Annotated in this window: 10 protein-coding genes and 1 pseudogene; 6 read left to right on the top strand and 5 right to left on the bottom strand. The window is 68.5% G+C overall.

The features are described 5' to 3' along the window. Positions 1-345 (bottom strand): annotated as a pseudogene (locus tag ON39_RS40475) (hypothetical protein); the annotation flags it as partial. 128 nt (positions 346-473) lie between these two features. On the opposite strand from ON39_RS40475, the gene ON39_RS40470 reads away from it, so the two are divergent. From ON39_RS40470 to ON39_RS40445, 6 genes are all read left to right on the top strand, one after another. Continuing rightward, positions 474-737, top strand: coding sequence for a hypothetical protein (locus ON39_RS40470; RefSeq protein ID WP_040742160.1), 264 nt, complete (start codon positions 474-476; stop codon positions 735-737). A 75-nt stretch (positions 738-812) separates the two neighbouring features. Beyond that, a complete protein-coding gene (locus tag ON39_RS40465) occupies positions 813-3,653 on the top strand; it encodes an ATP-binding protein (RefSeq protein ID WP_051187726.1) in 2,841 nt (946 codons plus the stop codon). A 166-nt stretch (positions 3,654-3,819) separates the two neighbouring features. Next, entirely contained in the window at positions 3,820-6,000 is a 2,181-nt protein-coding gene (locus tag ON39_RS40460; protein ID WP_040742159.1) for an MMPL family transporter, read from the top strand. Positions 6,001-6,070: 70 nt separating this feature from the next. Then, the gene (locus ON39_RS40455) at positions 6,071-7,243 is read left to right on the top strand and encodes a sensor histidine kinase (RefSeq protein ID WP_040742158.1); all 1,173 of its coding nucleotides are present in this window, start codon (positions 6,071-6,073) and stop codon (positions 7,241-7,243) included. 20 nt (positions 7,244-7,263) lie between these two features. Beyond that, entirely contained in the window at positions 7,264-7,947 is a 684-nt protein-coding gene (locus ON39_RS40450; RefSeq protein ID WP_040742171.1) for a response regulator, read from the top strand. A gap of 109 nt (positions 7,948-8,056) precedes the next feature. Further along, on the top strand, positions 8,057-8,611 hold the full coding sequence (locus tag ON39_RS40445; RefSeq protein ID WP_051187725.1) for a VanZ family protein: 555 nt from the start codon (positions 8,057-8,059) through the stop codon (positions 8,609-8,611). A 133-nt stretch (positions 8,612-8,744) separates the two neighbouring features. Here ON39_RS40445 and ON39_RS40440 read toward each other — a convergent pair whose 3' ends face one another. The 4 genes from ON39_RS40440 to ON39_RS40425 all read right to left on the bottom strand — a co-directional run bounded on the left by ON39_RS40440 (position 8,745) and on the right by ON39_RS40425 (position 12,189). Beyond that, positions 8,745-9,638, bottom strand: a complete 894-nt coding sequence (locus ON39_RS40440) for a DMT family transporter (protein ID WP_051187729.1) — start codon at positions 9,636-9,638, stop codon at positions 8,745-8,747. Then, positions 9,635-10,750, bottom strand: a complete 1,116-nt coding sequence (locus ON39_RS40435) for a fatty acid desaturase family protein (protein ID WP_040742157.1) — start codon at positions 10,748-10,750, stop codon at positions 9,635-9,637. The genes ON39_RS40440 and ON39_RS40435 overlap by 4 nt, the downstream gene beginning before the upstream one ends. Positions 10,751-11,130: 380 nt before the next feature. Further along, positions 11,131-11,862, bottom strand: a complete 732-nt coding sequence (locus ON39_RS40430; protein ID WP_306307564.1) for a methyltransferase domain-containing protein — start codon at positions 11,860-11,862, stop codon at positions 11,131-11,133. A gap of 87 nt (positions 11,863-11,949) precedes the next feature. Then, a complete protein-coding gene (locus tag ON39_RS40425) occupies positions 11,950-12,189 on the bottom strand; it encodes a hypothetical protein (RefSeq protein ID WP_110293877.1) in 240 nt (79 codons plus the stop codon). Positions 12,190-12,205: the final 16 nt, after the last annotated feature.

Raw genomic sequence — 12,205 nt, 5'->3', positions numbered from 1 at the left:
GGTGACCGCGTTGCGCTCCTGCCACGTCGGTGGGTGGCAGGACGAGGCGGGAAGCACGTCGCTGACTCCGGCGTAGCGAATCACCAGATTCTCCTCGTGTTTCCAGCAGTTGTGCCGGAATCGCAGTTCCAGCCAGCGTTCGCCGGCGGTCTCGCCGTGCAGAACCGTTTCGGGCGCAAGGTCTTTGACGCATCGCTGACCGACGAAGTCATAGTGCGCGGCGTCGGTCGCGAACGCTCGAGCGCCGGGCGGCAGGTTCTGCGCGAAGGTGGGCAACAGTTTCAGGTAAGGCCTCGGATCGAGGAAATTGCCACCGTTTTCGGCCTGCACGACCACGTGCTTCATACGCTGCCCAACGTCCTCACGTCACCGTGCCCCCATGAGTAGGGGCAGCGAAACTTGCTTTCCACCAAACCTTTTCACGCTAAATTCTAGTAGGGGTATTTCACTGCCATCGAACTGGAGGACGACGCATGTTCAAGGCAATCCGAACAAGTCTGGTGATCGGCGCGACATGCGCGAGCGCGCTGCTCTTTCCGATCGCGGCCCAGGCCGCACCGGCTCCGGCCACGTCGGCCGTGGTCGCACAGCAATTGGCTCCGTGGATCAAGTACGGCGTGTACTCCACGCAGACCGAGTGCGGCCAGGTGGGCCACAGTCTCGTGAACCGCGACAAATACGCGGATTACAAGTGCAGTCGCGAATTGGCCGGCTGGGGACTGTGGGTGCACAACTGACCTCTCGATTCGGAAACCACGCCGGGCGGTGCAGGCAAAACGCTGAGATGAGGGACGGACCGATATCCTGACGGTGTGCTGACCTGCCGGATCCTCGGCCCGGTGGTTGTCGAGGTCGACGGTGCCGCCGTGGACCTGGGTGGTCCGACGGGTCGTCGGATGGTGGCCGCGTTGTCCTCCGGGGAGGGCACGCCGGTCGCCGACGGTCGGCTGGCCGAGCTGGTGTGGGGCGACGATCAGCCGCGACACCAGGCCGGAGCGTTGAGTGTCGTCATCTCCCGGCTTCGGGTCGCGCTCGGACCGACCGGGCGTCGATACCTGGAACGCACGAACGCGGGTTATGCGCTGGCGATCCCGCCGGAGTGGACCGACCGCGGGCAGTTCGTGGCCGCGGTGGAGACCGGGTTGCGGCAGCTGGCCGAGGACGACGCGGCTACGGCGGCACAGACTTTCGAGTCGGCGCTGACGTTGTGGCGCGGCGATCCGTGGTTCGACCTCGGCGATACCCTGGCGCTGGCGGGCGCGCGGTCCAAGCTGGTCGAGCTTCGTGAGGTCGCGGTCGAGGAGTGGCAGGCGGCGCGGCTGGCCTGCGGTGATACCGCCGGGGCGGTCGCGGCGTTGAGCGAGGGCGTCGCCGAGGCGCCGTATCGCGAGCGGCGGTGGGAGCTGCTGGCGCTGGGCCTGTATCGCAGTGGGCGACAGAGTCAGGCGCTGGCCGAGCTGCGCCGCGTGCGGGAGCTGTTGATCAGCGAACTCGGCATCGAGCCGGGGCCGGTGCTGCGCGCGCTGGAGCAGGAGATGCTGGCGCACGAACCGCGCCTGATGGCCGCCGGGCCGCCGAAACCGGCAGCGGCACAGTCTGTTTCCGTCACAACGACAGTCAGCAAGCCGCTGTCGGTGTTGGTCGGACGAACACGGGAACTGCGGCGGCTCGACGAGGCGCTGTCGCAGAGCCGGATGGTGACGCTGCTCGGCCCGGCAGGCGTCGGCAAGACCCGGCTCGCGGTGGAGCACGCCGCCAACCGTGCCGACGAGGTGTGGTTCGTGCGACTGGCCGACGTGCGCACCTCCGACGCGGTGGTCGCCGCCGCGGCGGAGGTCGTCGGGGTGGTGCATCTCGACGACGCACCCGTCTCGCAACTGTGCCGGGTGCTCGAAACCCGCACGGGCCTATTGGTTTTCGACAACTGCGAGCACGTCGTCGACGCCACGGCGTGGTTGGTCCTGCCGCTGCTGAACGGCTGTCCCGGGCTGCGCGTCCTGACCACCACCCGGCGCGTGCTCGGCGTCGACGGCGAACACATCATGCCCGTCGAGCCCTTGCCGATCCGCGACGAGGACGGCGGTGACGGCGCGGCGGTCGAACTGTTCCTCGATCGCGTGCGCTCCAACGACGCGCACTGGGAACTCACGCAGGACGAGCTCGACGCCACCCGAGAGATCTGCCGACTGCTCGACGGTCTCCCACTGGGCATCGAACTCGCGGCCTCGCGCGCACGCGCATTCGGGCTGCGTGACATCGGCACGCATCTGCGCGATCGCCTCGACGTCCTCGGCGCCACACCGCTCGGCTCGATCTCGCCGCACGCCAGCCTGAACGCCGCCATCGGCTGGAGCGTCGACCGGCTCGCGCCGGACGATCGAGCATTCCTGGTGCGGCTGTGGCCGTTCGAGGGCGGGTTCACCTGGCAGGCCGCGATGGCGGTGCAGCCGCCCGAGCACCGCGATCGGGCCGTCCTCGCGGTGCTCGCCGCGCTGGTCGACTGCTCGGTCATCAGCGCCGACGTGACCACCCGGCCGACCCGCTATCGCCTGCTGGAGACCGTCCGCCGGTACTGTCACGACCTCGACCCGGACCCGGCCGACACCGAGGCCGCGCACGCCGCGTGGGTGCGCGACCTGATCACCGGGTTTGTCGCGGGGGGACCGTTCTTGCGGGTCGGCGGACCGCTGGACACCGAACTCGCGAATATCCGCGCGGGCATCGAATACGACATCGAGCACGATCCCGTGGCGGCCTTGCGGACCGCCTCCTCGGTCGAGTGGGTCTCGCTGAGTATCGACGCGTTGCCGGGCGGGAAGCTGTTGCTCGAGACAGCGCTGGCGGCGTGCCCGCGGACCGCCGTCGAGGAACGGGCCCGGGGACTGATCGCGTTGTCCGCCATATGTTTCGACGTCGGGGACGCGGTGGAGTCCGTTCGCTTCGCCGATATGGCCATCGTCGAGGTGGGTGACGATCCGGTCGGTGACGAAGCGGTCCGGGTGATGCTCGTCGCGCAGTTGAGGCGAGCGGGAGCCGCCCTGGTGCTCCGAGATACTCGGCTCGCGCGTGCCAGCGTCGATTGGTTCAAGGCGGAAAGCGCCGATCGGCCCATCGCGCCCTGGGTGACCGCCAGCGCGATGCTCTGCGAAGGCGGCACGCTGCTGCTCGAGCACAAGCAGGCCGACGGCGAGGCGATGCTCGCCGCGGCACGCGAGTACGCCGCGAAGTGCGGGTTCCGCTGGGTGCAGGCGACCGCCGACGTGGTGCTCGCGCGCAATCTGCTGCGCGCCGAACCGGACCCCGCCTTGGCCAGGACCGCCTCGCTCGCCATCGAACGCGCGTGGCCAATCCTGGCGGACGGGGGCAACATTTTCGACCTGCTCGGGGTGGTCTACGCGGGCGCGCACGCGCTGGCGGCGCTGGAGGTCCGCGAACGCGCGATCGCGTTGCGCGCGTGGGTGATCGATCAGGCCATCCGGATCGGCGACGACCCTCGACGCTATGCGCATCTCGCCGGTGACGAGGCCGAGGAACGGATGCGGTGTCTGTTGCCGGAGCGGCAGCGGCTCGCGGCCGAGCGGTTGGGGCGCGCGTCGACACCGGGCGAACTGCACGTGATGTTCGTCGACGCGGTGCGGAGAGTGTGCCCCTGACCCGTCCCCTCGGCTGTACCTGAACCGGGAGTTCGTCGGCTGAGCGATTACGTCGCGGGAGTACTGCGATTTCAGTACGGAGATGTCGGCGAACGCACGACGACGGAACCGCGTACCGCGACAAGACTGGACGAGGTAATCGATTCCGATGCGGGGAGGCCGTCTCGTGGCTACGTTTCTCTATCGGCTGGGCCGCTGGGCTTTTCGTCGACGCTGGTATGTCGTTCTGGTGTGGGCGGTCGTGCTGGGCGGCGCGGGTCTCGCCTCGACCACCGCGCCCGGACTGCCCGACGACACCGCGTCCATGCCGGGCATCGAGGCGCAGGCCGCGCTGGACCTGATGCGGGAGCGGTTCCCCGACAGCATGGCGGACATCGACACCGCCGTCGCCCGGGTGGTGTTCGTCGCGCCCGCGGGGCAACGGGTCACCGAGCCCCACAACCAGGCGGCCATCGAACGACTCGTCGGCGACGTTCGGGAGAGCGGCCAGATCGCCACTGTCACAAGCCCGTTCGAGACAAAGGCGGTGAGCCAGGACGGGTCGGCGGCTTACGCCACCGCCAGGTACACCTCGAAGATCGGCGATGTCACCGAGGCCACGAAGGACTCTTTACGTCATGCCGTCGATCGGGCGCGGGCCGCGGGGCTGACGGTGGAGGTCGGCGGGCCGGTGCTGGCGAGCAAGCCGAAGGTCGGCGGGGTCAGTGAGGTGCTCGGCGTCGCGTTCGCCGCACTGGTGCTGCTGGTCACGTTCGGTTCGCTGGTGGCGGCGGGGCTGCCGCTGGTGACGGCCGTCCTCGGCGTCGGTGTCAGCATGTTCACCATCCTCGCAGTCGGCAACGTACTCGGATTGTCCACGGCCAGTGGCACTTTGGCCTCGATGCTCGGGCTCGCGGTCGGCATCGACTACGCCCTGTTCGTGCTCTCCCGTTACCGCGAGGAACGCGCCGCCGGACACCCGGCTCAGGAAGCCGCCGGCCTGGCCGTGGGCACCGCGGGTTCGGCCGTGGTGTTCGCCGGGCTGACGGTGATCGTCGCCCTGGCCGGGCTGGTGACCGTCGGGATCCCGACCGCGGCCGAGATGGGGTTGACCGCCGCGGGGGCCGTCGCGACCGCGGTGCTCGTCGCGCTGACCCTGGTGCCCGCGCTCCTGAGCTTCTGCCCGGACATCGTCCTCACGCGGCGTACCACCGGCGCGACGGACAACGCCGGGGCTCGATGGGCGCGGTTCGTGCTGCGCCGCCCCGGGCTCGTGGTGCTGACTTCGGTTGCCGCCCTTGCGATATCGGCCCTCCCGGTCGTGCACCTGCGACTGGGCATGCCCGGCGATGAGGCGAGGCCCACCGAGACCACGGAGCGGCGGGCGTACGACGCGCTGGCCAGCGCCTTCGGGCCCGGCTTCAACGGGCCGCTGACCATCGTGGTGGACGCCCGAGGTGCGGGCAATCCGTCCGAGGCGGTACTCGACATCGCCACGAAGATCGCCGATACCGAAGGGATGGTGAAAGTTTCGCCGCCGCAGTTCAATTCGGCGCACGACACCGCACTGTTCACGGCCGTACCGGCCTCCGCGCCCACCGACGCGCGGACCAAGGATCTCGTCCAGCGCATCCGGGCCGAGCGGTCGGCCATCGAAACCGGCGTCGGCGCACCATTTTTGGTCAGCGGCACCACTGCGGTGAATATCGATGTCGCACAAAAGGTTCAGACCGCGCTGATTCCCTACTTCACGCTCGTGCTCGGTCTGGCGTTCCTATTGCTGCTGGTTGTCTTCCGTTCCCTGCTAGTGCCGCTCAAGGCCGTCCTCGGCTTCCTGCTGTCCGTGCTGGCCGCGCTCGGCGCGGTCGTCGCCGTCTTCCAATGGGGTTGGGGCGCCGAGGCGATCGGCCTGCAGCAGTCCGGGCCGATCCTCAGCATGATGCCGATCGTGTTGGTGGGCATGATCTTTGGTCTGGCGATGGACTACGAGGTATTCCTCGTCACCCGGATTCGAGAGGCGCGGACTCACGGTGAGCCCGCGGGTCAGGCGGTGGTCACCGGCTTCCGGCACAGCGTCCGAGTCGTCGTGGCGGCCGCGCTGATCATGATCGCCGTGTTCGCCGGATTCATCGGCGCGGAACTCGCGCTGATCAAGATGATCGGGTTCGGCTTGGCCGTCGCCGTCCTGGTCGACGCGTTCGTCGTCCGGATGGCCTTGGTGCCCGCGGTCCTCGGCCTGCTCGGCGAGCGGGCCTGGGCGCTGCCCCGATGGTTGTACCGGCTACTGCCACACGTCGACGTGGAAGGCGAAGCTCTGCGCCGCGACGCCGCCCTCGAGCCCGTGGTGTCCGACGCGGGCAACAGCTGACCGAAAGGTGGCTCCGGGCACGGCAATCGGCCACCATGGACACCCAGATCACCGAGGGCCGGAGCAGACGATGACGATCACCTGGCACCACTACACCAAGGACCGCCGCGTCGTCGACGCGGCGCTGATCGCCCTGCTCCTGGTCGCGATATCCGGCCCGGCGATGCTCAACAGCAATCTGTCGTCCGTCAGCGGTCTGGGCTGGCGGTCCGCGATTCCGCCCGCGGCGATCGGCGCGCTGGCCCTGCTGTGGCGCCGCGAGTATCCCCGCACGGTGGTCGTGATCACCGCGGCGTCCGCCGTCGCGGCGGGCGGGTTCGGTTTCCTGATCACACCGATGCTCCTCGCCCCGGGGATGATCGCGTTGTACGAGTTGGCCGTGCAGCGGCCGGGCCGGACCACTTATCTGTACTACCTTGCGGTGACGGCGGCGATCGTGGTGGCGGCGCTGGCCGGTGACCGCTACGGCTATCCCTGGCCGCTCACCGTCCTCAACCCTGTCCTCTTCCTTCTGCTGCCGATCGCTGTGGCCGACACCACCCGCCTCCGGCACGACTACCTGGCCGCCGTCCAGACACGGGCCGAGTACGCCGAGCGCAACCGCGAGGCGGAGGCGCGCCGCCGCGTCGCCGAGGAGCGAGTGCGCATCGCCCGCGAGTTGCACGACGTCGTCGCCCACCACCTGACCCTGGCCAATGTCCAGGCGGGCACGGCCGCCTATCTGGCACACACCCATCCCGACCAGGTCCAGCGGATCCTCGCCGAGCTGCCGAGAACCACGTCCGCCGCGCTGCGCGAATTGAAGGCCACCGTCGGTCTGTTGCGCAACCCGGGTGACCCCGGCTCCCCGCTCGACCCTCCGCCCGGACTCGGTCAACTGTCCGAGCTCACCACAGCATTCGGCTCCGCCGGACTCGCCGTCGACGTCACCGTCGACGGCGCGGAGCAACCTCTGTCCCCCGGCGACGACCTGACCGCGTTCCGCATCGTCCAGGAGGCCCTCACCAATGTCGCCAAGCACGCCCGCACCGAGACCGCCTCGGTGCGGCTGACTTACGACGCGGACCGGCTGACCATCACCGTGATCAACGCCGCCGGACCGACCGAACTCATGCCCGCAGCGGACGGGTTCGGCATCGTCGGCATGCGTGAGCGAGTTCAGTCCGCGGGCGGCCGGTTCCGGGCCGGGCCGCGCCCCGACGGCGGGTTCACCGTCGCCGCCGAACTGCCGATCCGGCCCTGAACGTGGACGGGACGCCGGCGATGACCATCCGCGTTCTCCTCGCCGACGACCAGACGCTGCTGCGCCAGACCTTTCGGATGCTCATCGAGGCCAACCCGGACATGACGGTGGTCGGCGAGGCGGCCGACGGCGCGGCGGCGGTCGCGCTGACCCGCGAGCACCGGCCCACCGTCGTCCTCATGGACATCCGCATGCCCGGCGTCAACGGTCTCGCCGCCACGGCCGCCATCTGCGCCGATCCGGGCTTGGTCGCCACCCGCGTGCTCATCCTCACCACCTTCGAGACCGACGAGTACGTGGCCGAGGCGCTGCACGCGGGCGCGAGCGGCTTTCTCGGCAAAGACGTCTCGGCCGACGCGCTGCTGGCCGGCATCCGCACGGTCGCCGCCGGTGAGTCACTGCTGTCCCCCGCGGCGACCCGGGCGCTCATCACCCAATTCCTTGCCACCACCGAACCGGGAGTGCCCGCGGGTCCCGCCGCGCCGCTGTCGGCCCTCACCGCGCGCGAACGTGAGGTGCTGGTCCTGGCCGCGGCGGGCTTGTCGAACACCGAGATCGCCGACCGCCTCGTGGTGAGTCCGCTGACCGTGCGCACCCATATTCAGCGCGCCATGACCAAGCTGCACGCCAGGGACCGAACACAGTTGGTCGTGATGGCTTACCAGACAGGTCTTGTGCGGGTACGGCCGCGATCACTCGGGTGACCAGGCCGCGTCACGGGGTCGGCGCCGAGCCGTGGGCCTGGCGTGTGGGTTGTGTGGATAGTTTGTGGAGATTGCCTGCGACGGAAGCGGTTTGGGAGAGACTGGCGCGGTGGATGGGACGTGGGAGGCGTGGGGCGGGGTCGTGCTGGCCGCGATCGCCGTGTTGCCGGTCGCCGGTGTCGCGGCCTGGTGGCTGGCCCGGCGGCGTGGGTGGCGTGTCGCGCTGTGCGATGTCGGCATGGTGGTCGGTACCGCGCCGTGGTTGTGGATGATCCTCACCCCGACCGGAACCGGGCGTTCGGTGAATCTCGTGCCGCTGCGTGATCTCGCCGCGCAACTGGCCGACGATCGGGTGATCGAGCAGTGCGGCGGGAATCTGCTGGTCTTCGCCGCGCTGGGCTTCCTGTTGCCGGTGCGCCGGGTCTGGTTCGCCCGCTCGTATCGCATCCTGCTGATGGGAGTGGCGGCCTCGTTCGCGGTGGAAATCGCGCAGTTCGCCCTGGCCATCGGCCGTCACTCATCGGTCGATGACGTGCTGTTGAACGCGGCCGGTGCCTGCCTGGCAGGCCAACTCCCACGACATTGGTGGGCCTCGCGTGCAGTAATCGACCGGCCCGCCGCAGGAACACTCGAAGAGCACCAGACGGTCATCGTCTCCGACTAGAACAGCCGCTCCCCGCGTGGCCGGTGTGCGCCGCTCTCAGGAGGCCCGCACCGGCCGAGGCCATCACCGCCAGATAACCGTTGCGCGGCGAATCTTGGGGGACTCCAGTGCATTCCGTCGGTAATTGCCGTGGTCAGCGCCGCTTCGGCGTCCAGGTCGCGATCACCACACCGACGCCGACGATGGCGGCGCCGACGAAACGCAGGGGCGAACTTTCCGAGACGCCGAGCACGATGCCGGTGAGGAGCGCACAGACCGGGACCACGCCGGCGAACGCGCCGGCGGTCTCGACTGGGATGCGATCCAAAGCGGCGTACCACAGGAGAAACGCACCGGCCGAGGCCACGACGGCCAGATAAGCGATCGCGGCCGATTCCGCTGCGGTGGGCCAGCGCAGGGCAGGCAGGTCGATGAGTACCGCGACGATGCCGCATTGGATCGCTCCCGCGGCGGCCGCGTATGCCGCGGTGGCGCGCGCTCCGATCTCGCGCACCAGCGGGATCGCCACTAGCGAGAACGCGCATTCGCCGGCGAGCGCGCCCGCCGCGAGCAGCAGTCCGAGAGGATCGCCTGCGCTGCCGGTCCATTGCACGACCACAGCGCCCGTCGTGACGATCCCGGCGGCCAGCACGGCCTTCGCCGACGGCGACCGTCGGGCCATGAGCGGTCCGGCGAGTGCCAGCACCACCGGAACGGCGCCGACCACGGCACCCACCACACCCGCGTCCACGCGTTGCAGTGCGGTCACGAGACAGATGTTGAAGCCGGCCAGGCCGGTCGCTCCGAGCACTCCGATCCGGACCAGTTGCGGCGCGTTGACCCGCGGCAGTCGCCCTCGGCAACACGCGACGATCAGTACGGCGGCGATGCCGTATCTGATCGCCTGTCCCGTCATGATCGGAAACTCCGTCAGGGCGGTCGTCGCCGCGATCGCGGAGCCGACCGCGACGCTGGACCCCAGCGCCAGCAGCGCACCGGACCAGACGCCGGACCGCTGTTCCGCGGCCCGCGCCGCCTCCAGGCTCATCCGTTGTCGCTCGTTTCGGCCGGGCGGAGTGCGGACGCCGGGCAGGTCCGCGCGCATCCCGAGAGCAGAGCGGCGCGCGGGCGGCACTGTGCCGGACGACGAGATCGGATCTGCGCCAACCGTTCCGGCGCGAGCACGTCCTGCACCACCGAGGGTCGGCAATCCCGGCGAGCCCGCACGAAACCGTCGCAGTGATGGGCCTGCTGATAGGACGGCACAGCCTGGAGCGTCCGATCTAACCGGCGGATCCGATAGTGCGGCACGGCCGGGTAGAGATGATGCGCCAGATGCCAATTGGAGTTGTGCGGGGCGAGGAACTGCCGGACCAACCACGACGCGTCCCAGCTCCGCGTCGACTGCCAGGGATCGTCGGAGCGCAATCCGGCATGATCGGCGATATCGCTCCAATAACGCAGAATTTGATAGACCGTCGCGTACGGCAGCACCCACAGCAGAAGGAAGTCGAGGCCGAAACCGGTCACGACGAACAGGGCGGAGACGGCCACCAAGAAAGCGATGCGCAGTCGTGTTTCCCGACGGTCTTCGTCCCGGCCGATGAGGTCGGCCGCGACCTGGAACGGCGCGTGGACCATCAGCAACGGTTTCAGCAGATGTTTGCCGACGAAATTCTTCATGTCTCGCGGGTTCACCAAGCCGAGGCGCAAGTAGCCGAGCAATTTCGGATCGCGGCGATCGTCCCACAGGTGCCGATGATGTTCGCAATGCGCGCAGGTGTACGCGGACAAGCCGGAGAACAGCGGCCAAGCGATGAATATCCGGCCCAACCAGATGTTGAGCGGGCCATGCCTGGTGAGTTTCGAGTGACTCGCCTCGTGCATGAGACTGCGCAGCGCACGCTGTCTACCACCGACGATGAGCGCACCCGCGAGATATACCAGGGGTTGATAGCGGCTCAGCACCACGATCACGGCGACGCCGACGATCACCAGCCAATCGATGAACAGGCCCAGTGGCCCGTGCCAGTTGTCGCGGCTGTTGTGGATGTCCTTCACCGCTTCTTTGGTCTCCGGCGAGAGCTCCCCTTTGAAGCCGCCGACCTTCGGCCGCGACGCCCGGCACCGTTGCCGAACCCGGTCCTCGTGCTGAATCAATTCGCTATTTTGTGACACGGCTGAATACCCCCGATGGTTCAGGATCCGCAAATTATGAGCAGCAAGAAATAAGCTTTTGATGAACTATCTGCGTATCCCCCTGAACCACCCACCAGAATTACCGAGATCATCCTACGTCAACACGCATGGACGATGGAAGCCAAGAAACTGGGGTAATTGGGTGAACCGTCCGGTCGGAATGAAATTACGCCGATTCCACTCAATCAATCACGATTCGCGGACGGCCCTCGCACGCCTTCGGCAGAGCCAGCGTGCCGACCACAGCGCCGACAGCCAGTAGACCGCGCGGACAGAGTGCGGCGCACTGTCAGGTCGCGCGGCACCAGCGATAATTGGCGGTGCGTCCGATGTGAGCGATGTCAGCGACTCTTGTAACCGTAGGTCCATTGGATCGTCCCGAGGCGGCGGGTCGCTACGCCGCTGAGGCCGAATTCCTCGGCGATGCCGGGGATTTCGGTGTCGGCGAACGAGCGCGCGCCGCCGATACCCGGCAGGTTGCGTCCGATCTTTTCGAGCGCGCCGCTACGCACGGTGGGGACGAGCACGGCGAGGTGACCGCCTGGCCGGAGGACGCGGATCATCTCGGCCAGGGCGGCGGCAGGATCGGGGATGAGTTGGAGACCCGCTATGCAGGTCGCCGCGTCTATGCTGTTGTCTCGCAAGGGGAGTCGCTGGGCGTCGGCGCGTAGGAACGCGATGTTGCCGGCCCGGTGGCGGTCGACGGCGCGGGCGAGCATCGACTCGGAGATATCGATGCCGATAGCGAGTCCGTCCCGACCCACGGTGCGGGCGAGGGACGCGGTGACTTCGCCTGGGCCGCAGGCGAGGTCGAGCACGGTCTGGCCGGGCTCGAGGTGCAGCCGTTCGGCGGGTGATTGCAGTATGCCGACGACGCGCCGCGCGGCCGTGGCGGCGTGGTCGAACAGCGAGGCGCCTACGCGTGAACTCCACAGCGATTGCACCATACCGGTGTTGACGTGATCCGCTGGGTGGGAGTCGAGTTGGTCGAGATAACCATTGGGGGTCGCCGGATTCTCCGGCGGATCGGTGAGCAGCGGCAGAACTCGTTGCATGGCAGGCGATATGGTCACGCTCACTCCAACTAATCAGTGGTCGATCGCGGTCTCCCTCGGACACTAGGCCCGGATGACGCGCGGCGTCCAAGACCACCTGTGCCATCAGCTCATTCGTTTTCCGCCATGAGACAAGGCCGTTCCCGCGCTCGCCCCGGCCTCGGCTCGGGCCTCCTGAATCAGGTCGGCGACGTCCTCGACGTACCGGAGCATCGACCGCGACAGGAGCGCGGTTCCCGTGATCCCCTGCCGCACCGACTTCCCGAGCAGTGGCCGCCAGCGGGCGGCCAAGCCGGCCCCGGCGCACAGGCCCAACGCAAATGTTCCGTACTTGTGCGCAGCCATGAAAGTCTCCCTCGGT

Source organism: Nocardia tenerifensis NBRC 101015 (assembly GCF_000308715.1).
GTDB lineage: Bacteria > Actinomycetota > Actinomycetes > Mycobacteriales > Mycobacteriaceae > Nocardia > Nocardia tenerifensis.
The sequence above is the reverse complement of the archived record's forward strand: the minus strand, read 5'-3'. Positions and strand labels throughout refer to the sequence as shown.